General features: G+C 40.1%; 23 protein-coding genes, 1 other RNA gene and 4 pseudogenes. 19 read left to right on the top strand and 9 right to left on the bottom strand.

The window, feature by feature from the left end:
- The first annotated feature begins 24 nt into the window (after window positions 1–24).
- The 4 genes from ssrA to JCM19037_RS15255 all read left to right on the top strand — a co-directional run bounded on the left by ssrA (window position 25) and on the right by JCM19037_RS15255 (window position 2924).
- Window positions 25–396: a transfer-messenger RNA gene (ssrA, locus tag JCM19037_RS24475) on the top strand.
- Window positions 397–827: 431 nt separating this feature from the next.
- Window positions 828–1280, top strand: a complete 453-nt coding sequence (locus tag JCM19037_RS15265) for a MarR family winged helix-turn-helix transcriptional regulator (protein WP_042402642.1) — start codon at window positions 828–830, stop codon at window positions 1278–1280.
- A gap of 25 nt (window positions 1281–1305) precedes the next feature.
- Window positions 1306–1824, top strand: a complete 519-nt coding sequence (locus JCM19037_RS15260) for a GNAT family N-acetyltransferase (RefSeq protein WP_042402638.1) — start codon at window positions 1306–1308, stop codon at window positions 1822–1824.
- A 275-nt stretch (window positions 1825–2099) separates the two neighbouring features.
- The gene (locus tag JCM19037_RS15255; RefSeq protein ID WP_042402685.1) at window positions 2100–2924 is read left to right on the top strand and encodes a dihydrodipicolinate synthase family protein; all 825 of its coding nucleotides are present in this window, start codon (window positions 2100–2102) and stop codon (window positions 2922–2924) included.
- Between the two features lie 164 nt (window positions 2925–3088).
- Here the strand turns inward: JCM19037_RS15255 and JCM19037_RS24470 are convergent.
- Together JCM19037_RS24470 and JCM19037_RS23145 are read right to left on the bottom strand one after the other, a co-directional pair.
- A pseudogene (locus JCM19037_RS24470) lies at window positions 3089–3360 on the bottom strand (ATP-binding protein); the annotation flags it as partial.
- A 78-nt stretch (window positions 3361–3438) separates the two neighbouring features.
- The gene (locus tag JCM19037_RS23145) at window positions 3439–3681 is read right to left on the bottom strand and encodes a hypothetical protein (RefSeq protein ID WP_152549093.1); all 243 of its coding nucleotides are present in this window, start codon (window positions 3679–3681) and stop codon (window positions 3439–3441) included.
- A gap of 1302 nt (window positions 3682–4983) precedes the next feature.
- On the opposite strand from JCM19037_RS23145, the gene JCM19037_RS15240 reads away from it, so the two are divergent.
- From JCM19037_RS15240 to JCM19037_RS15230, 3 genes are read left to right on the top strand one after another with little or no spacing between them, the layout of a single operon-like run.
- Entirely contained in the window at window positions 4984–5373 is a 390-nt protein-coding gene (locus JCM19037_RS15240; protein WP_042402631.1) for a MerR family transcriptional regulator, read from the top strand.
- Window positions 5370–5558 carry an MFS transporter gene (locus tag JCM19037_RS15235; protein WP_042402628.1) on the top strand — a complete coding sequence of 63 codons (189 nt, stop codon included), beginning with the start codon at window positions 5370–5372 and terminating at the stop codon, window positions 5556–5558. The genes JCM19037_RS15240 and JCM19037_RS15235 overlap by 4 nt, the downstream gene beginning before the upstream one ends.
- A gap of 1 nt (window position 5559) precedes the next feature.
- On the top strand, window positions 5560–6522 hold the full coding sequence (locus tag JCM19037_RS15230; RefSeq protein ID WP_193744774.1) for an MFS transporter: 963 nt from the start codon (window positions 5560–5562) through the stop codon (window positions 6520–6522).
- Window positions 6523–6674: 152 nt separating this feature from the next.
- Here JCM19037_RS15230 and JCM19037_RS15225 read toward each other — a convergent pair whose 3' ends face one another.
- Window positions 6675–7109: an N-acetyltransferase gene (locus tag JCM19037_RS15225; protein WP_042402622.1), complete on the bottom strand. Its 435-nt coding sequence runs from the start codon at window positions 7107–7109 to the stop codon at window positions 6675–6677.
- Between the two features lie 913 nt (window positions 7110–8022).
- Entirely contained in the window at window positions 8023–8688 is a 666-nt protein-coding gene (locus JCM19037_RS15215; RefSeq protein WP_042402618.1) for a hypothetical protein, read from the bottom strand.
- Window positions 8689–9152: 464 nt separating this feature from the next.
- Between JCM19037_RS15215 and JCM19037_RS15210 the strand changes: the two genes are divergently transcribed.
- Window positions 9153–9452 carry a hypothetical protein gene (locus tag JCM19037_RS15210; protein ID WP_042402615.1) on the top strand — a complete coding sequence of 100 codons (300 nt, stop codon included), beginning with the start codon at window positions 9153–9155 and terminating at the stop codon, window positions 9450–9452.
- Window positions 9453–9495: 43 nt separating this feature from the next.
- Here the strand turns inward: JCM19037_RS15210 and JCM19037_RS15205 are convergent, their stop codons facing one another.
- Genes JCM19037_RS15205 through JCM19037_RS15195 form a run of 3 tightly spaced genes read right to left on the bottom strand, consistent with a single transcriptional unit; the run spans window position 9496 to window position 10601 of the window.
- Window positions 9496–9918 carry a hypothetical protein gene (locus tag JCM19037_RS15205; RefSeq protein ID WP_042402612.1) on the bottom strand — a complete coding sequence of 141 codons (423 nt, stop codon included), beginning with the start codon at window positions 9916–9918 and terminating at the stop codon, window positions 9496–9498.
- Complete coding sequence (locus JCM19037_RS15200; protein ID WP_042402610.1) at window positions 9911–10120, bottom strand: helix-turn-helix transcriptional regulator; 210 nt, start codon at window positions 10118–10120, stop codon at window positions 9911–9913. The genes JCM19037_RS15205 and JCM19037_RS15200 overlap by 8 nt, the downstream gene beginning before the upstream one ends.
- Before the next feature lie 10 nt (window positions 10121–10130).
- Window positions 10131–10601 (bottom strand): DUF2975 domain-containing protein, encoded by a 471-nt coding sequence (locus JCM19037_RS15195; RefSeq protein ID WP_052363934.1) that lies wholly within the window; start codon window positions 10599–10601, stop codon window positions 10131–10133.
- A gap of 156 nt (window positions 10602–10757) precedes the next feature.
- On the opposite strand from JCM19037_RS15195, the gene JCM19037_RS15190 reads away from it, so the two are divergent.
- From JCM19037_RS15190 to JCM19037_RS15145, 11 genes and pseudogenes are all read left to right on the top strand, one after another.
- Window positions 10758–11018 (top strand): metal-sensitive transcriptional regulator, encoded by a 261-nt coding sequence (locus tag JCM19037_RS15190; RefSeq protein WP_042402607.1) that lies wholly within the window; start codon window positions 10758–10760, stop codon window positions 11016–11018.
- Window positions 11019–11105: 87 nt separating this feature from the next.
- Window positions 11106–11583, top strand: a pseudogene (locus JCM19037_RS15185) (DsrE/DsrF/DrsH-like family protein).
- 21 nt (window positions 11584–11604) lie between these two features.
- Window positions 11605–11961, top strand: coding sequence for a rhodanese-like domain-containing protein (locus tag JCM19037_RS15180; protein ID WP_042402606.1), 357 nt, complete (start codon window positions 11605–11607; stop codon window positions 11959–11961).
- A gap of 244 nt (window positions 11962–12205) precedes the next feature.
- Window positions 12206–12598 (top strand): sulfurtransferase TusA family protein, encoded by a 393-nt coding sequence (locus tag JCM19037_RS25870; RefSeq protein ID WP_307189834.1) that lies wholly within the window; start codon window positions 12206–12208, stop codon window positions 12596–12598.
- Window positions 12589–12699, top strand: a pseudogene (locus JCM19037_RS29480) (rhodanese-like domain-containing protein); the annotation flags it as partial. The gene JCM19037_RS25870 and the pseudogene JCM19037_RS29480, both read left to right, overlap by 10 nt.
- Window positions 12700–12738: 39 nt before the next feature.
- Entirely contained in the window at window positions 12739–13884 is a 1146-nt protein-coding gene (locus tag JCM19037_RS15170; protein ID WP_042402681.1) for an MBL fold metallo-hydrolase, read from the top strand.
- Between the two features lie 20 nt (window positions 13885–13904).
- A complete protein-coding gene (locus tag JCM19037_RS15165; RefSeq protein ID WP_042402603.1) occupies window positions 13905–14135 on the top strand; it encodes a sulfurtransferase TusA family protein in 231 nt (76 codons plus the stop codon).
- A 58-nt stretch (window positions 14136–14193) separates the two neighbouring features.
- Entirely contained in the window at window positions 14194–14976 is a 783-nt protein-coding gene (locus JCM19037_RS15160; RefSeq protein ID WP_042402600.1) for a sulfite exporter TauE/SafE family protein, read from the top strand.
- 300 nt (window positions 14977–15276) lie between these two features.
- Window positions 15277–16724 (top strand): annotated as a pseudogene (locus JCM19037_RS15155) (DEAD/DEAH box helicase).
- Window positions 16725–16821: 97 nt separating this feature from the next.
- Window positions 16822–17397: a TetR/AcrR family transcriptional regulator gene (locus tag JCM19037_RS15150; RefSeq protein WP_042402597.1), complete on the top strand. Its 576-nt coding sequence runs from the start codon at window positions 16822–16824 to the stop codon at window positions 17395–17397.
- A 133-nt stretch (window positions 17398–17530) separates the two neighbouring features.
- Complete coding sequence (locus tag JCM19037_RS15145; RefSeq protein ID WP_042402596.1) at window positions 17531–18292, top strand: SDR family oxidoreductase; 762 nt, start codon at window positions 17531–17533, stop codon at window positions 18290–18292.
- A 97-nt stretch (window positions 18293–18389) separates the two neighbouring features.
- On the opposite strand, the gene JCM19037_RS15140 is transcribed toward JCM19037_RS15145, so the two are convergent.
- On the bottom strand, window positions 18390–18833 hold the full coding sequence (locus JCM19037_RS15140; protein WP_042402594.1) for a hypothetical protein: 444 nt from the start codon (window positions 18831–18833) through the stop codon (window positions 18390–18392).
- Window positions 18830–19051, bottom strand: a complete 222-nt coding sequence (locus JCM19037_RS15135; RefSeq protein WP_238544744.1) for a PadR family transcriptional regulator — start codon at window positions 19049–19051, stop codon at window positions 18830–18832. The genes JCM19037_RS15140 and JCM19037_RS15135 overlap by 4 nt, the downstream gene beginning before the upstream one ends.
- Window positions 19052–19158: the final 107 nt, after the last annotated feature.

Below are 19158 nucleotides of genomic sequence, written 5' to 3'. Positions count from 1 at the left end.
AAACCTCTGCCTCATACACCATATGGGGACGATACGGATTCGACAGGAATAGGTCGAGCTTAGACTGCGAGTCGAGCTGGGTAGCTCGTAAAAATGCCCACGCCTATAATTGGCAAAGCTAAAGAAACTTTCACAACACCAGCTCTAGCAGCTGCGTAAATAGTTGTGGATCCTTCCTTTCATCGCCCATGTGGAAGATTGAAGGGTCTCACTTATTAGTGGGCTACGCTGTCTGACCCCCGTCTGAGGTCAGCAGAAGAGACTAAACAGACTAGCGTTCATCTAAGCCTGTTGCTAGGCCAAAATGATCGCGAAATGATAATATAGCAACTACACTCGTAGACGTTTAAGTGTCGTTATTTCTGGACGCGGGTTCAACTCCCGCCGTCTCCACCATACATAGTGATGGTGGTTTTTTTGTGTTTAATTAGGAGTTGTAAAGTAACCTTAGTGATAATGTAGAAGGCTTATTTACTTAAAACGTAATAGAAATACTTTTAATTTTGGATATTCATTTTAATTGAACACCATTCGCTAACGAACAGGAAAACGAGCGCACGTGCCTTGCGATCTCGTGCATCAAACGGCGCAAAACTTGCTTGTGATCGCCTGACGGAACGTATGAACGAACAACACGTGAAAATGTTTAAAAAACAACCGTATTCAAATTGGATTTATTTGTGCTTTATTAAGAGGAAGACTTATGAAATTGACACAATGACCTCTTTATCAATATAATTTGTTGCAAATACAACAAAATTAAGTTAGGTTAAATACATGATGATAAATGTTGCTTTCAAAACAGAAATTTTATTGAGGGATTCAATATGAAGGAAATACTTCGTGAGACTGGAATGATATCGAGGGCGTTAGATTCAATAAGTAATATAGAATTCAAAGCATATGACCTTACGAGAGGCCAGTATTTATATCTTGTAAGAATCTGTGAAAGCCCAGGAATTATTCAAGAGAAGGTAGCTGACTTGATAAAAGTTGATCGGACCACAGCAGCTCGCTCTATTAAGAAACTTGAGATGAATGGTTTTATCGTGAAGAAAGAAGACAAATATAACAAAAAAATAAAGAAACTTTTTCCAACAGAGAAAGGAAAAAATGTTTTTCCTTTTATAAAAAGAGAAAATGACCATTCCAATAAAATTGCTTTAGAGGGTTTGTCCGAAGACGAAATAGAAAATCTTTTTTATCTTCTTCAAAGAGTAAGAAGAAATATAGAAAAAGATTGGGAATTTATAAAAAAAGGAAACAAGAGAAGTTACTGATTATAGAGAGGAGCGAAAGGTTTAAATGAATATAAATATTTCAAGATGTACAATGGTAGATTCACGAAAACTTCAAGAGATTGCCTATGAAACATTTAAGGAGACATTTAAGGTTCAAAATTCTCCAGAGAATATGAAGACATACTTGGCAGAGGCTTTTAACATATATCAAGTAGAAAATGAGTTATCCAATCCTTTATCCCATTTCTTTTTTGTTTCTTTTAATGATAAGGTCGCTGGATATTTAAAGGTTAATACCGGAAATGCCCAGACTGAAGAAATAGATGATGACGCCCTTGAGATCGAACGAATTTATATTATTAATAAATTTCAAAATCTAGGCCTTGGTAAATACCTGTTTAATAAAGCTTTGGATATTGCTATGGAACAGAAGAAAAAGAAAATTTGGTTGGGAGTATGGGAAAAAAATGAAGATGCTATTTCTTTTTACGAGAGGTTGGGTTTTGTTCAAACGGGAGCGCACTCTTTTTATATGGGGGACGAAGAACAAAATGACTTAATAATGGTTAAAAGACTCCAGTAATTAATGAGTTGAATGAGCATTTATATTCCAAAGCACTTTAAAGTTATAGACTTTGTCGAAATTAAAGACTACATTACTATTTAGAAAACAAAATAATTATAAAGGTATAAATTTTCGTCAATTAGCAGAAGTGATCAATTCTATCATATAGTTTAGATGTTTATATAATGCATTCGATCTTTAAACAATTGGGGGAAAGCAGCCCAGTGGATATTAATTTTTGTGCTAACAGGCAGTTTAGTACAAGTATATTAAAGGAAAAGAGGAATAACAAAATGCTCACCGAAAAAATTCATATTGCCGTACCAACAGCTTTTTTTGATGATGAATCTATAAATGTTCAAGGAACAATAACGCATATAAAAGACCTATATAAACAAGGAGTAAAATCTGTTCTTGTCTCTGGAACTACCGGAGAACAGCACAGTCTAAACCTCCAAGAAAAAATTGAATTAATAAACGGAATAGAACTGGAAGAAGAACTCATTAGTAATATGGAAGTTATATTTGGTGTAGCTTCAATTAGACAGAAAGAAGCAGAGGAATTAGCTGAAAAGATTCGTCATTCAAAAATATCAGGTATCATGCTTGGGTATCCCCCTTATGTTATACCGACTCAACAAGAAGCAATAGTTTATACAGAGAGGATTATTCACCTTAGTAATAAACCTACAATTTTATATAACAATCCAAAAAGAACTGGATTTGATTTATCAGAAAAAAGTATAATCCAATTAAGTACGAATGACTTAGTGGTTGGAATAAAAGATGCTGGCAATAAAGAAAAAGTTGAACGAATAAAAAAAGGTATGAATAACGTTTTATACTTTTATGCTGGTGGAGAACTGAATTTAGAAGAAAAAGTATTACACGGATATGATCGCCTTTCTTCCATTGCTGGAAATGTTTTACCGGCGGAAATTAGTCAATGGTTCCAAAAAATGCTTATGAAGCAAGTAGTAAGTAAACAAGAAAGCAAAAAAATAGAAAATGTTATGGAACAAGTTTATCAAGGAAACGCTATTTTGAATCTGAAAAAGCATATTAATAATAAGGGGATTCAAATGGGCGATTGCAGAAATCCAATAGGAAACATTTAATTATATAGGATATTTTAAACCAGTAGCTAAAATGCTTACTTCTACGAGTAAAGCGGAGGTTTGTACATTATTGATCTATTCCAATATATCTCGTAATCAAGTTGTATATAGCAAGTAAGAAATACATAAATGGCAATTAAAATATAACCACTTGCCAATCCTTGTTACTGATGAATCATGGATTCCTTGTACCGGTGACTTTCTCCGTTAAAGACGACCAAATGAGAGTGGAGGATGGGGCGATCGATCACGGCTTCCGTGAAGAATCGGTTCGCCAAAAACATGATTCCACTCCCCGAACGTCAAATTACTCGTAATGATGATGCCTGTTTTCTCGTAACACAAGGAAATGACTTAAAACAACAACTTCGCCCTTTCCTTGTGCAAAGAAATATAACTCAACTCATCTAAAAATGAGTAAATCCAAGGACTCCATGTAGAAGCGTCTATTTCAAGGTAGTGCTCGCGCACCCAACCTAGCTTTAAGGATTTGCTAACTCCGGGATCGATGAGCTCATTCGGCGTTCACTTCATTCAGTAGTTGGTCGTAGTGAGACAGGCCGCGTGTTGCCTTTGGCATCTTGGGTAACGTCTGTTTCGGTTGAATGGTCGGGCGGAGCCCACGTCCGTTAATCAATTGATAAAAGTTCTGCTGAATGGACTCCGCGGAAGGGTGCCCACGCTCAGAAGCATTGACCAGTGCTTCGGTGACTTTTTTTAAGCCTCCGTCTTTTAAGGCAAAGGATAAGCGTTTCAATGCTTCCAATTTCTCCGATCTCGTGCAGTGATCAAAATAGCATTGCCATCCATTCATTAGCTGAGAATAGAACTTCGTATACTATAATGCCAAAGATCGTTTGGCCATTAATCGAAGGTATAGCTACCATTCCATCGATGTTTGATACATACCCTACATTGGGTCATACCGAGTGACAAGGTCATGGTTCTAGGAGAGAATATCTATCCGGTCAAAGTGGATGTTTACCAACACCTTCTGTGAAGTGTAACGTGATGAAGTGGAATACGGGTTCTTATCAAAGTGGACACAGCCATATTTATCGGCGCTCAATGTTTAATAGTGCACGCATTCATAGGGTTTCGCTGGTAAGATCAATTCGGACTGTTTGTCCTATTGAAACAAAGCTTCAATGGTTTCTTGTTTGTTGTAGCGAGGCCGATGTTGATCACCTTTGGTTAGTTTCCAAAGACGTTCCAGCAATTGGAACATTTGGATTAGCAACGTTAAACAACGGTAATGAAGGTAACGGGGGAGACGTTACACGTTTTCGTGCAATGCACATGGATGCGAACTAGCATAATAAAAACGGCACGCACTTGAATAAAGTACGTGCCGTTTATTTACTTCGATTACCTCTATTGGAGATATAATTTGTTGTAAAGAATAGTAGTAAACCAATTATTAGAAATAATGTGTGTATGTTTAGCATGGTTTCTTCAAACCAAATTCCATACATGGACATGGAAAGGATGAACAATCCCCAGAATACAAAAGTTATAAATGTTGCTTTATGTGCACTGTAATTGTTAGTATACCTCATTTTTTTAAATAACATATTAACACCTCTATTAAAGTCACTTTAACATACTTCTTAAAGAGGAGTTTCGATAGGATTGTTTCGCAAGGGTTGTTCAAAAAGTTGGGAACGTCCGATTTCTTCACGAAGGGCAGTAAGGTTTGCAGTCTGTTGAATTATTGAAACGTATAATGGCGACAAGAATGAGCCGTACGCACAATGTCAAAAGGCGCTCCATAGATCAAGCGACTGTTTGGGGCGGTACTCCTTGTAGTGGCGTGAAAACATCGGGAAACTATCGCTGGTAGTTATGAAATTCGTTCAGTTATCTTATTTTAACAGAGTATGTACGGCCATAAATTACAAACATATGGGATTAAATAGTGGTGCTGCACCGCAAAAGATTTTATTTAATTTATAGTCGCACTCGTTGCATAGAACTTGTCTAAAAACGTAGGTACAACATTCCCTCTTTACATTCACATCGTGTCATACTTTATATTGTTGGAAAGGAGGGGACGATAATGAAGATCAGTGAACTTTCGAATCGAACAGGTGTTAGTACTCGTTCAATTCGTTATTACGAGAAAAAAAGGTTAATTCAACCTTTTCGTGAAGAAAATGGTTATCGGGTTTATGATGAGCAAGATATTGAACGTGTAAAAGCGATTCAATTATTTCTAGATATCGGGCTGAAAACGGATGAAATACAGCCTGTTATTGCGTGTGGTTCCATTGAACCTACGGACGGTGATTGGAATTGTGCAGATTCAGCAATCACTCTATACGAAGAGAAATTACTAAAAACAAGGCAACAAATTAAGCAATTAGAAAATTCCCAAAAGCATTTAAAAGAGTTAATTGACTTCTGGCATCTCGTTAAACAACGCCAGAGCGGGATTAAGGAACAATGAATTATCGGCTCTTACTATTAGTGTTAGGAACGTTTATTATTGGTACAGATGATTTTGTTATTGCTGGCTTACTACCGAACATTGCGAACGATATGGGAGTCACGATTACAGCGGCCGGACAATTAGTGACAGCCTTTGCCATTACCTATGCAATTGGGGCCTGTTTTAGGTACATTGATGTCTAATATGCCTGTTAAGAAGCTTTTAGTAATATCGATGGTTGTTTTCACCATTGCAAATGGGCTTTCTGCAGTTGTCACTTCATTTGAATTACTGTTCGTAACAAGAATAATGGCTGCACTAGCCGCAGCTGTTTTCACTCCCTTGGCTATGGCTGCATCAACAAGTTTGGTTACGGATACAATGCGTGGAAAAGCTTTGTCATTTGTAATCGCTGGTATAACTATTGGGTTAATTTTAGGTGCTCCTATTGGTACATGGATTGGTAATGCCATGACCTGGCGTTATTCTTTTCTTTTCGTAGCAGTGGTAGCTTTCGTAACTGCAGTTGGAGTTTTACTATTCTTACCAAAAATTGAGCGAGAAGTTTCTGTGAGTATAAAAGAGAGACTCAAAAGTTTTAACAAGATTATCGTATTAACATTGAGTGTTAGCATTATCGGAACAACAGGCGGGTTTATGACGTATACGTATATCGCGCCAATGATTACGGCGATTACTAATATCGAGAATATAAGCATTTTCCTGCTAATACTTGGTGTTGGCGCTTTATTAGGCAATCTAGCTGGCGGGTATTTAACAGACCGTATCGGTGCTGCAACAACACTTAAATTATCACTTTTTGGTTTCGCTATTTTATTAGCAGCTTTCTCTTTGCTTACCTTATTAAATCCATCTCCATTGGCCGTTGTTCTAGTAGGTTTGGTTTCCTTATTATGGGGGATCCCTGGTTTTGGGATGAATCCAGCATTAAATGCATACTTGATTTCGTTAAATCCTAAACAGGCATCCATGATCCTATCTTTTAGTGCCTCTTCTTTATATATGGGAATCGGTTTAGGAGCAATTCTAGGAGGTGGAGTCATAAGCTTGAGCTCAATAAACTATGTCGGCATTAGCAGCGGGGTACTTGTATTGGTTGCTTTATTGGTTTTCATCTCAGTGAATAAGACTGCAAAAAATCATTAACAACAATTACTTCTCGCCTTCTTCATGTAACGGCTTAAATAATGATTGAACTGGCTAAAATAACAAATACGTTTTTGGCTAATAGAACGTTCTAGAGGTCTTTCTTTAATAGATGCTAATCTCTTATGGAAGATTTTTATGAAACATATCGGTTAGTCGTGCTTTCCATTCCACTCCATAAGACACTCTTGCTCATTTGTGTTTTCATCTACTAAGGACTCAACTTTTATAAAGCCGTTTCTTTCATAAAAGTTAACAGCTTTTGTATTCTTTTTGTACACCTTTACTTTCATATGCTCTCTTTGTTTTTTTCCACATTCCAATAACTCTTTGCCGATCCCACTATTTTGGTAATGTTGATCAACAAATAGAGCGGCTAAATAATTTTCAACCATGGAAATGAAACCAACAATCTTCATATTCTCAACTTTAACGTATGTAACGGACATTGGAATATACGTTGTTTTCATCTCGTCTATTTGAGAATTCCAATAGTCGGGACGAATAAAACTGTGCGCGAGGATCGAGCCTTCATGCCAAATGTTAATGATCGCATCTATGTCTTGAGGACTTGCCTTTCGAATCAATTCAATTCCTCCTTATCTGTTTGAAAGAGTCTCATATGTGCTAATAGTGATAGGGGCGTTTCATGCAGTTAAGTAGCCATTTTAACACAAAACATGAAAAGTCTTTTCTCATAAGTAGAAAAAAGCATTTCTTCCAGTGTTCAGGGGAGGGGGGAGAGTTACAAATCGCCGGTCGCATAGAGAAGTTGACAGCTCTATCCGCACAATTTGAAAATACAGGTTGTTATGTTACCTTATGTGACAATCTGCCACTCAAACTGGGTACTTCAGCGCACCAACCGCATCATATATTGATATAAGTGACAGTTCAGATAGCAAAACCGGTGTATGGGGCCGGCAAATGTCACAAAAAGGTTCCAACTGGTCACAAAAAGTCGTTTCAGTGACAATCGGAGTCGATAAGAGAACGATTTCCGGCACGGATGGTCACATAAATGAGTTCTCGGTCCTCGCCCGTCCCTCCGCTCCATGCAATCGAAGAGAAGTATACATGAGAGTGAGGGCCCGGTACGCAAACTGTCACAAATCCTGATATAAGTGACAATTCAAGTAGCAAAACCGGTGTATGGGGCCGGCAAATGTCACAAAAAGGTTCCAACTGGTCACAAAAAGTCGTATCAGTGACAATCGGAGTCGATAAGAGCCCGTTTTCCGGCACGGATGGTCACATAAATGAGGTCCCGGCCCTCAGCCGTACCTCCACCCCATGCAATCAAAAAGAAATGTATATGAGAGTGCTAGGCCTGTGGCACACCCTGTCACAAATACGCATATACGAGGTAATTGGAAGTCTTCGCTACGATTAAGTGCCTACTTTTTGGTCTGCTAAAACGTATCAAAAGTGAAAAACGAGTCCCCTACATCATCGGGGAACTCGTTCTTTCCATGGTCATAATCGCTGGGCGTTTAATATTCAGAGGTCGATATCAACTCGAATATCTTCACCGAGGTCATCCCATGATTCGGTATTGTAAGGAGCGGAAAACCGAATTTGTACGCTTGTCATTTCTTCTGCCATGGAGTTGTTTAACACAAAGATGGACGTTCCGGATTTCGTCACGTTTCCGAAATAATCGCCGTCGATATGGTCGCTAAGCAACATGTCTGCTTCCGATTGTTCACCTGTATCTGTAATAAGCGTTGCTTGTGACGCATAAAAGGTCACATCATCATCGCTCGTGTTTTCGACAACCATGTCTACTTGAATGTATTCGACATCTGGGTCGTCGACCATGTCAGCAGCCATTCCTTCAAGCATAGCCGAAACACCGTTCACCTTTTCAATTTCCAAAGAAATCGGACTTGATTCCAGTGCTTCGATGTCTTCGTTCAAACTCACGAGCGTATGTTCACCATTCTCATTCGTCACCGTGTCGCCGACTTCAGGAACGCCTTCAGGCTCCGCTGGTTCTTCTGTTTCTTCGTCCTCTTCTTCATTTTCAACATCAACATCGCCAGGCGCTTCTTCCTCTACTTCTTCTTCAGTCACATCCGAATCCAACGATTCCTCACCGATCTCTAGACACCCAGCTAATACGAATACGGATGCTAGACTAATGGACAGAGCAAACTTTTTCATCACTCAACCCCTCACATTTCTTTAATATTTGTATGAATAATTACACAAATACCCAACATTAAAGAAACAACGATCTGTGGTTAAAGAATGAAACGTAGTTTAATAAGCTCAAAATGTAGATGGACGATTTGCCTACGGTTCATCATGATAAATGAGTGTTGAGCTCCTCGAGACGTAAACACCAACGGTAGTGGCTGTACAAAATGATGATAAGATTAAAGTACGTAAAAATAATATACCGCACCCGCGTAGATTATTTAACTTTTTTTCAGATATGTAAGATAATTAATCCAGGAGTATGTATATAAGGAGATTTAATCCATAATTTGGACGATAAATCTTGTCATCGTTGCTTTTGCATCAGCCTAAAAGGCGTCTAGGGAATGGAGTGTGCGGGATTACGACCTCGCAAATATTCTCACGGTTTTTGTTCTGTGCTATGATATGCACAAGGAGGTGAGAAGATGGACGAGCAAAAAGTCCTTGACGCTCTAATACAATTGAAAACAGACATGGATAAAAGGTTTGATGATATTGATAAAAGGTTCGACATGGTCGATTCGCAATTCGGGGAAGTGTTCACCCGCCTTGATCGTATTGAACAATCTCAACAAGATGAAATTGTAGCTTTGCTAAAAAATGTAAATAAGAAAATCAACAATCAAATTGATTTATACACAGAACTAAAAATTGATACTGAGCTATATTTTAGCAAAGTGAATGATTTTGAGCGCCGCTTACACCGATTGGAAAAGAAAGCGTAAAATACTTGTTTAGGAATTCCCCGCACCTCTTTCGCCACACTCGTTAATTTATCAAATCGATGATTTTTTCTGTGCTCTCTATAGGCAAGATAAAATGTTCGTTTTCATAACCGGCATACATCACATGACTCGTGTCTCCGCGTTCCCCAACGATCAAGTGAAGAATTGTATCTCCCTTTTCGTGATGAAGGATCATATCATATTCAGGTGTTGTTTCTCTTGGATTCACCCTAACCCCGTCGGATGCTTTATCCAATGAGCTTTTTAAAGATTGTAATTCATCATGTTCAGTTAAAATAGCCACTTCAGAATTTGCCCCGCTGCCTCCGTATTTTTCAAAATTATAGATTTCTGCTTTCGATATACCTTCAAATGTATGGAACTCTGTGCCACCCATTCCTAGTAAACTGCATGCTGATAACAACGATAATGGGATGAAAAACAGCATTTTCTTTATCCTATTCATCTGCTTTGTACTCCAATATGTCGGCTGGCTGACAGTCTAGCGCTTTACAAATGGCATCTAACGTCGAGAAGCGGATGGCTTTTGCTTTACCATTTTTAAGGATTGATAAATTGGCCATTGTAATGCCTACTCGATCGGTTAACTCCGTTACACTCATTTTCCTTTTTGCTAACATCACATCTAGATTTACGATAATGGTCATTGGCCCACCCTCATACAGTCAGTTCGTTTTCTTCTTTTATTTCTACAGCACTGGTTAATAAAGCTTGTAATAGACCGGAAAACACAGAAATCACGAAACATACGAATATAATTGCGGCGCTAATAAGTAGCAAGCTAGGGTGGAGGGCGTTTTGAGTGAAGAAAAACACACACCCGACAATATAGAACCCTGCAATCACGAAAGCACAACTGCGAATGGATTTTAATGCTCTAGCGGAGTGCATACTAAAAACCTCACGTTGTTCAATATACCGTAGAAGTAAAAACGATTGATAAAGAGCATAACCAAATGGGATCAAAGTTACGTAAATGCCTGCTAATCCGGGTATTTGTAAGTACGCATACGAGGGGTCAATCTCAACGAATACGTTCGTTAAGTAAGGCAAATACAAAAAGGCAACCATAAAAACACTCAAGCCTATGAAGAAGATGGATATCATTAAAAACCGTGTACTTGCCATCTGAATCATTCCTTTACGTTTTACACGTATCTTAACATAAATTTATCGTTTTTCAATAAATTTATGTTAAATTTCGATAAATAAAGCAGAAGATGCTCGGTGAAGATTTGACAACATACCTATGGGGGTATATGATGTGGGCAGAGGTGAAGCGAGATGGAATATACAGAGCAGATGAAAAACCGCTTAAAACGAATTGAAGGACAAATACGTGGTGTACTCAAGATGATGGAAGAAGGCGAAGATTGTCGTGACGTTGTGTCTCAACTTTCTGCGTCTCGAACAGCAATTGATCGCACAATGGGTGTGATTGTAAGTGAAAACCTCGTTGAGTGTGTTCAAAAAGCAATTGAAGATGGGGAAGACACGAAAGAATACGTGGACCAAGCTGTCAATTTACTCGTGAAAAGCCGCTAAGGTAGACAGGAGTCTGTCTATCTTAGAAAAATTTTTTGCATTTTATTATACCCATAGGGGTACATGTATATAATTGGAGGAGTCAAGATGAGCGAAGAAAAAACAACCAATATTATTTTATTTAGTGGTGATTATGATAAAGCAATGGCGGCGTACATCATTGCGAATGGGGCGGCGGCCTACGATCATAAAGTTACGATTTTCCATACGTTCTGGGGTTTGAATGCATTACGAAAAGATGAGCCGATTAAAGCGAATAAAAGCTTGATGGAAAAATGTTTGGCAAAATGATGCCTCGTGGACCAGAGAAGATGGGGTTATCAAAGATGCAATTTGCGGGTGTAGCCCAAAGTTAATCAAAAACGTCATGAAAAAGCATAATGCGATGCCTTTGGCTGATTTAATTGATCTAGCAGAAGAGCAAGACATCAACTTAGTTGCGTGTACAATGACTTTGGATTTATTAGGCTTGCAAAAAGAAGAACTACGGGAGAGTAGCCAATATGCGGGTGTAGCGGCTTACTTGGCAGATGCTGAAGACGGAAACGTCAATCTATTTATTTAATGTTTGGGAGGTGGAGGCATCGTGACGTATGCGATTATCGTTGTTCTCATTATTGGTTTGGTGCTGATCGCTAGACGATCGCAAAAAGGGATTGAACAAATGACTACAACAGAGCTAAACGGGCGGTTAAACGAAAGTCATATTCAACTCGTTGATGTTCGAACCAAAGGTGAATTTAAAGGTAGAAAGATAAAAAAAGCCAAAAATATTCCACTTAATGAATTAGGAAAAAATCTCAACCATTTGCGTAAAGACGAACTCGTCATTGTCATCTGTCAAAGTGGTATGCGGAGCCGAAAAGCTGCGGCTATGTTAAAGAAAGCTGGGTTCAATAACGTTGCCAATGTGAAAGGTGGAATGAATGCTTGGAACGATTAAAAGAGGAAAATGATAAGAAGCGTGTTAGTCCTAAATAAGTAGAAAATCATACGGATAAATTGAGAAGTAGCGGAAGCAAATATTACAGGAAGTCTCATAATTCTCGTTGGACATTTAGAGAATTAGGTGACTGAATGAGACCGCTCAAAACGCTAAATTATCGTCTGTCGTTCTGGCGGGCGTTGTGGAAAGCGGGAAACTCGAATGGACAGGTGAAACAGACAAATAAGAGAGGGTGCTCGTAATGGAAGAAATGAAACATGATGTACTCGTAGATGCAAAAGGGTTGGCTTGCCCAATGCCGATTGTGCGGACAAAAAAAGCGATGAAAGACATCGAGCCAGGAAGTGTGGTTCAAATTCAAGCAACTGATAAGGGCTCTACTGCGGATGTAAAAGCATGGGCACAAAAAGCTGGGCATGACTATATCGGTACTGCTGAAGAAGGCGACACCCTTAAGCATTACTTGCGTGCAGCTAGGGATCGTGAAGAAGAAGCTCCTTCTTTCCCTCATGTGATTGACAATGAAGGTTTGCAAACAGCTATTCAGAATAGCGAACCCATGACGATTCTTGATGTCCGTGAAAAGAATGAACATGAGGAGTTTCATATTCCAGGGCTCAATCAATTCCGCTAGGAGAATTAGAAACGAGAATACAAGAAGTCGACAAAGAAAAAACCGTATACGTCGTTTGTCGAACCGGCAATCGCAGCGACTTAGCGGCACACACATTATCGAAAAATGGCTACACGCAAGTAGTTAATGTGATTCCTGGTATGAGCCAATGGAAAAAAGAAGGCTTAACAGCGTTGTCAGCAAAGGAGCTAGCAACGAAAGTAATTCAGCAAGAGCCATTGTTTATTCTAGACGTTCGAAATGAAGATGCGTTCCAGGATTGGAAAGTGGAAGGCGCACAATTTGACTATTTGAACGTTCCATATTTTGACCTATTGGATGGGGTAGAAGAAATCTTACCAAAGCTCCCTTCTCATCAACCGATACTCGTTGTATGTGCGAAAGAGAATTCATCGATTATGGTTGGAGAAATGTTAGTCGAAGAAGGGTTGGCTGTATCTTATCTATCAGGTGGTATGAAGGCTTGGAGTGAACATTTAGAGCCCATAAAAGTAGCAGATTTAACTGACGGAGGCGAGTTATACCAATTTGTACGACTTGGAAAAGGCTGTCTTTCTTATATGGTGATTTCGGGTAGTGAAGCCGTTGTCATTGATTCAGCACGGATGACCGATGCTTATGTAACGCTTGCTAACGAAAAAGAAGTATCCATTGCGCATGTTTTAGACACTCACTTACATGCAGATCATATCTCTGGGGGGCGGACCCTTGCCGAATTAACGAATGCAAAGTACTGGCTTCCTTCAAAAGATGCAAATGGGGTAACGTTTAGCTATGAATCGATCGAAGACGGCTCTCACATCACTGTAGGGGCTACAACAATTGACATCCAGGCGCTCTATACACCAGGTCACACGATCGGTTCAACGTCTTTCATTATTGACGATGTTTATCTGCTATCAGGGGATATTCTGTTTATTGATTCCATTGGTAGGCCCGACTTGGCAGGGAAAGCAGAAGACTGGGTAACGGATCTAAGAAACTCTCTCTATACAAAATACAAAGACTTATCGTCAGAGCTAATTGTACTACCTGCTCATTTTATGAATGTGGATGAATTAAACGAAGACGGCAGTGTTGCAGAAAAATTAGGGGTTTTATTTGAAGAAAACCATGGTTTAAATGTGGATGATAAAACGACATTTCGCTCCATGGTGACAGACAATCTACCGCCACAACCGAATGCTTATCAAGAGATTCGCGAAACGAACCTAGGCGTTAAAAAACCAAGCGAAGAAGAACAACGAGAAATGGAAGTCGGACCGAATCGCTGTGCCATTCGCTAAACAAAAAGGAGACGATAATGATGGATGTAAACAAAGTATTAGACGCTAAAGGAATGGCATGTCCAATGCCCATTGTTAAAACGAAAAAAGAAATGAAGGAACTAAACGTTGGGGAAGTTTTAGAGGTGCAAGCAACGGATCAAGGGGCATTAAAGGATTTTGAAGCGTGGGCTAATTCTACTGGACATGAATTGTTACAGTCAAAAGAAGAAGGTGGCGTTCTCACTTTTCATATTAAAAAAGGAGAGTAAAGAATGTTGAAGAGAGGGACGGAAATTGTCCCTCTTTTTCATCGGTTAGGAGACACTCATGGACTTGATGTTTATCATCACGATTTTCTTCATTGGATTTTTTGGTTCATTTATATCAGGTATGGTCGGAGTTGGTGGTTCAATCATTAAATATCCGCTGCTTCTCTTTATTCCACCGATGCTCGGTTTCTCTGCTTTCACAGCACATGAAGTATCGGGAATTAGTGCGATACAAGTCTTTTTCGCAACCATTGCGGGTGTATGGGCATATCGAGGAACCGGTTACTTGCATCGAAAGCTCATTCTTTATATGGGAAGTAGCATTTTAATTGGCAGTTTTATCGGTGCATTTGCTTCAAACTACATCCCTGAAAGTTCGGTGAACATCGTTTATGCTATTCTTGCAACGATTGCGGCCGTATTGATGTTTCTGCCTAAGAAACAACGATCTAATCAATCAGCCAATCAGATTTCCTTTAATAGAGGGATTGCGGCTAGTTTATCGTTTATCGTTGGAATTGCTTCAGGGATTGTTGGAGCGGCAGGGTCGTTTTTGCTCGTTCCGATTATGTTAACCGTAATGAAATTACCAAAACGAGTGACCATTGCCACATCTTTAGCGGTTACATTCATATCATCTATTGGCTCCACTGTTGGGAAAGTAGCGACCGATCAAGTGTTGTACGGTCCAGCTATTGTTATGATTATAGCGAGTGTTATTGCTTCCCCAATTGGCGCAAAGCTTGGTCAAAAAATGAACACCAAAGTTTTGCAATGGATACTTGCTATACTAATTCTGGGAACATCTATCCAGATTTGGTTTGATATATTACGGTCTTGAATTTGCGAAACAACAGAAAATATCAAATGAATGTTCCGTTATTTATTGTTTATTTAATCATCCGACAAATTATATATCTCGGGGTTATTCATGCCATGGCCAAGAATCTTTATCTTCTATGACCCCTTTTTGTATGACGTGCAGTGGAAGTTTTTCTTTATTGGTTTAGGCATCGTTTTGTCTTTAATTCAAATCATTAGAACTTTTTCTCTGAGGTGAGTCATTTTCTAAGGTATAATTATAGTTTCGTAAGGAGAAGATCTAGGCAGTGAAACTACCTTTAGTAAATGAGGCATACACATGACACAACATCGCTTTACAGCGTACGGATTAAGTGACGAATTGAATCAAGCGTTAGCGAACTTGAACTATGATTCGCCGACCCCGGTACAAAGGCAGGTGATCCCGCTCGTTCTGGAAAAGAAAGACGTGATTGTCTCGTCGCACACGGGAAGTGGGAAAACGGCTGCGTACGGAATTCCAATTTGCGAGCAGGTGGATTGGCAAGAGAATAAGCCGCAAGCGCTCGTGCTTACACCAACACGGGAGTTGGCGTTTCAAGTGAAAGAGGACATCGTCAATTTAGGCCGCTATAAACGAATTAAAGCTTCGGCGGTCGTTGGGAAACAACCGTTTTTTAAACAAAAAGATGAACTAAAGCAAAAAACACATGTCGTCGTTGGCACGCCTGGACGGATGCTCGACCATATTGAAAAAGGCACGCTGCCGCTCGAACATATAAAGTACTTGGTTATCGATGAAGCGGATGAAATGCTAAACATGGGGTTTATTGAGCAAGTTGAGGCGATTATTTCTGAAGTTCCCGAGCAAAGGGTGACGATGTTATTCTCAGCAACCTTACCCGAGCGAGTGAAGGAACTCTCAAGTCAATATATGAACGCGCCGGTTGATGTTGACATTGAAGAAGATGGCACAACAGTGGAACAGATTGACCATACGCTTTATCGTGTAGACGAAGAGAACAAATTCGCATTGTTGGAAGATATTACGGTTGTGGAAAACCAGATAGTGCCATCGTATTTTGTAGTACGCAAGAACGCGTCGACACCGTTTCTGAGCAACTCGTTGATCGAGGGTATGACTGTGATAAACTGCACGGCGGTATGGAACAGTATGATCGACTTGACGTGATGGAGGAGTTTAGAAGAGGGGAGTTTCGCTATCTCATTGCCACCGACGTCGCTGCGAGAGGTATTGATGTTGAGCGGATCAGCCATGTGATCAACTATGATCTTCCAACGGACAAAGAACGGTACGTCCACCGTACAGGTAGAACCGGTCGTGCTGGGCATATTGGCAAAGCCATTACGTTTGTCACCTCAGCTGAAGACGAGTCGCTCGAAGCAATCGAAAACTATATCGGGTTCCAAATCCCCGAGTCCACATCGCCATCACGAGAACAAGTACGCCGGGCTAAACCTGAATTCCTAAAGAAGGTCAACAGCCAACCAGTCCGAAAAAAAGCCAAAAATGAGCAGCTGAACGAAAACATCATGAAACTATATTTCAATGGGGGAAAGCGAAAGAAATTGCGCGCGGTTGATTTCGTCGGAACGATCGCCAAAATTGATGGAGTGACCGCCGAAGACATTGGGATTATTACGATTGAAGAGACGCAAACGTATGTGGAAATCTTAAACGGCAAAGGGCAAGTGGTGCTTGATACGATGAGACATACGACAGTGAAAGGCAAACAGTTAAAAGTCCATATCGCGAGAAAACGTTAAGTGGAGAGCCTGGTGAGGCTCTTCGCTTTATTTATAAAAGTAACATGAAAGCGACGATCTTCAGCTATAATGGAGGTCAAATGGAGGTGGACAATCGATGCACGATTCCTATCCAGATTTACGGGTTAAGCGAACACGCCGCGCCATTAAACGCGCTTTTACAGAACTGCTTCACGAAATGCCATTAGAGAAAATCACCGTTCATACGTTGGCGAAGCGAGCGGAGATTAACCGGGTCACGTTTTATGATCATTATCACGATATATATAACCTAGCCGATCATTTCATTTCCGATAAACTCTACGACATACGTACAGCTTTAACCCTTGAGAACACGGACATTGACGAAGACCAGCGTGCAGAACAAGCACTCTCTCGTTTGTTAGAACATATTGCTGTTAATGAACAAGTGTACCGAATGCTGCTCGTCGACCAGCAACTGCCTGCCTTTACAAAAAAGCTTACAAACTTGCTTCATACGCTCATTTTAAAGCCTGATCCAGCAAATGCATTTTACTCGATTCAGACGCCTGAAGAAGTTGCTCGCTGGTATGCTTCCTCGGCCCTTTTAGGAACGATTTCGATGTGGTTGGAACATGGTATGCCATACACACCAAAGGTGCTCGCTGAGCAACTAATCAAATTGAATCCATTCCGCAACGATAATTCATAAGAAACGTTCCTTTACACTTTTTGGACATCTGTCGTTTTTCTTACACACTTGAGGGAATTGTCAATTGTTCCCTGGATGGATTGGAGATAGCATGGAAGGTGAGATGAACAACATTTGAAAAGGATGTGTAACGATGAAACTTGATCAAAAGGTAGCGGTGGTTACTGGAGCCGCCTCTGGTATGGGTGAAGCCATTGCAAAGCTTTACGCGCGAGAAGGCGCGAGTGTTGTTGTTGCAGACTTGAATGAAGAGGGTGCCAATGCTGTTACCGCATCGATTAAAGAGCAAGGTGGACAAGCCGTTGCTGTTAAAGTGAACGTCGCTGAACAAGACGATGTGAACACGATGATCGAAACCGCTGTAGATACATTCGGTTCCATCGATATTCTTGTGAATAATGCTGGGATTATGGACGGATTTGAACCAGCTGGAGAAATTACGGATGAGAAATGGGATTTACTATTTGAGGTGAATACGAAAAGCGTCATGCGCTCAACACGGAAAGCCCTTCCTTACTTCCTTGAAAAAGAAGCAGGGGTGATTGTGAATATCGCTTCTTCAGGAGGCTTAAATGGTGCGCATGCGGGGGTTTCCTATACAGCCTCAAAACATGCAGTGGTTGGCATCACGAAGAATACCGGCTATATGTATGCGGATAAAGGGATTCGCTGTAACGCCATTGCGCCAGGTGGCGTGCAAACGAATATCGCTTCTTCCTTAAACAACGTAAGTGAGTTCGGCAGTGGTCGCTTGCAAGCCGCCCGTTCTGTAATGCCACGCGTTGGACAAGCAGACGAAATTGCCAAAGTAGCTCTGTTCTTAGCTTCCGATGATGCTAGCTTTGTCAACGGTACGGTCGTCACCGCAGACGCTGGTTGGACGTCCGCATTTTAAAGGATCCAATTCTCTATATGTCTTAAAAACAGTTCCTAACGAGGTTTAGGAACTGTTTTTATTGAATAGCGCAAGTAATGAAGGGAAGAATCCATCGTTAATTTGCGAGCACTAGAAATGAAACAAAAAATAGAGCATAAGAGCCCATAAATGCCATTGAAAGTTTTCCTAACTTAGTATTTAACGACAGACCTTTTGTGATGCCAAGCTTGAAAACATTAACGAGTAATACACAAACCGCCAATAAAAATGATAACATTGCAATAATTAGAGCAATTTGTTCCAACAGAATAACCTCCCTTAATGATATTAATTGTAATAGTAAGAATACGTTGAGCGTGCTCATGAGTACGAATAACCGATCCAGCCGTATGCCGCATATCGTTCTTTCCCTTAGTTCTACATGCCAAGCATCAAAAATGCCTAGCAACAAATCAATAATGATCTTGATGGAGAGTCCTGTGTGCTCTACAACTTGACCTAGCTCCTCACCGTACCGTTTTCTCCACGGTTTAGGATATAGATAAATGAGCCATTTCATAGTAAGCCTAGCCTTTTGGAACCGAGTGTCGTTATTTTTTGAAGTTCCTCAATTTGTTGAGTTAAATACTCACTACCTGCTTTTGTCAACGCGTAAGGTTTTTTACGCTCTTCTGATTCAAGCACACGGATATATCCAGCCTTCTCTAAACGTGAAATCGCTCCATACAAAGTGCCGGGACCTAATTGAATATCATACGTCTTTTGAATATCTTCCATAATGCATAGCCGTGACGGTTTGTTTCTGCGAGGCTAATCAATATTAATAATGACGGTTCTGAGAACTTCCCCTTTTTGACCATCTTTTCGCTCCTTACATTATTACG

It is taken from the genome of Geomicrobium sp. JCM 19037 (genome assembly GCF_000698105.1).
In the GTDB taxonomy this organism is placed as follows: domain Bacteria; phylum Bacillota; class Bacilli; order Bacillales; family Marinococcaceae; genus Geomicrobium_A.
Note: the sequence above shows the minus strand (reverse complement) of the source record. Positions and strands in the feature narration are given on the sequence as shown.

Bases quoted from the DNA above. Each gene is read 5' to 3' on its own strand.
- JCM19037_RS15265 (WP_042402642.1), top strand. From the start codon at position 828: ATGAAGGAAATACTTCGTGAGACTGGAATGATATCGAGGGCGTTAGAT.
- JCM19037_RS15260 (WP_042402638.1), top strand. From the start codon at position 1,306: ATGAATATAAATATTTCAAGATGTACAATGGTAGATTCACGAAAACTT.
- JCM19037_RS15255 (WP_042402685.1), top strand. From the start codon at position 2,100: ATGCTCACCGAAAAAATTCATATTGCCGTACCAACAGCTTTTTTTGAT.
- JCM19037_RS15240 (WP_042402631.1), top strand. From the start codon at position 4,984: ATGAAGATCAGTGAACTTTCGAATCGAACAGGTGTTAGTACTCGTTCA.
- JCM19037_RS15235 (WP_042402628.1), top strand. From the start codon at position 5,370: ATGAATTATCGGCTCTTACTATTAGTGTTAGGAACGTTTATTATTGGT.
- JCM19037_RS15230 (WP_193744774.1), top strand. From the start codon at position 5,560: ATGCCTGTTAAGAAGCTTTTAGTAATATCGATGGTTGTTTTCACCATT.
- JCM19037_RS15215 (WP_042402618.1), bottom strand. From the start codon at position 8,688: ATGAAAAAGTTTGCTCTGTCCATTAGTCTAGCATCCGTATTCGTATTA.
- JCM19037_RS15210 (WP_042402615.1), top strand. From the start codon at position 9,153: ATGGACGAGCAAAAAGTCCTTGACGCTCTAATACAATTGAAAACAGAC.
- JCM19037_RS15205 (WP_042402612.1), bottom strand. From the start codon at position 9,918: ATGAATAGGATAAAGAAAATGCTGTTTTTCATCCCATTATCGTTGTTA.
- JCM19037_RS15200 (WP_042402610.1), bottom strand. From the start codon at position 10,120: ATGACCATTATCGTAAATCTAGATGTGATGTTAGCAAAAAGGAAAATG.
- JCM19037_RS15195 (WP_052363934.1), bottom strand. From the start codon at position 10,601: ATGGCAAGTACACGGTTTTTAATGATATCCATCTTCTTCATAGGCTTG.
- JCM19037_RS15190 (WP_042402607.1), top strand. From the start codon at position 10,758: ATGGAATATACAGAGCAGATGAAAAACCGCTTAAAACGAATTGAAGGA.
- JCM19037_RS25870 (WP_307189834.1), top strand. From the start codon at position 12,206: ATGGAAGAAATGAAACATGATGTACTCGTAGATGCAAAAGGGTTGGCT.
- JCM19037_RS15170 (WP_042402681.1), top strand. From the start codon at position 12,739: ATGAGCCAATGGAAAAAAGAAGGCTTAACAGCGTTGTCAGCAAAGGAG.
- JCM19037_RS15165 (WP_042402603.1), top strand. From the start codon at position 13,905: ATGGATGTAAACAAAGTATTAGACGCTAAAGGAATGGCATGTCCAATG.
- JCM19037_RS15160 (WP_042402600.1), top strand. From the start codon at position 14,194: ATGGACTTGATGTTTATCATCACGATTTTCTTCATTGGATTTTTTGGT.
- JCM19037_RS15150 (WP_042402597.1), top strand. From the start codon at position 16,822: ATGCACGATTCCTATCCAGATTTACGGGTTAAGCGAACACGCCGCGCC.
- JCM19037_RS15145 (WP_042402596.1), top strand. From the start codon at position 17,531: ATGAAACTTGATCAAAAGGTAGCGGTGGTTACTGGAGCCGCCTCTGGT.
- JCM19037_RS15140 (WP_042402594.1), bottom strand. From the start codon at position 18,833: ATGAAATGGCTCATTTATCTATATCCTAAACCGTGGAGAAAACGGTAC.
- JCM19037_RS15135 (WP_238544744.1), bottom strand. From the start codon at position 19,051: ATGGAAGATATTCAAAAGACGTATGATATTCAATTAGGTCCCGGCACT.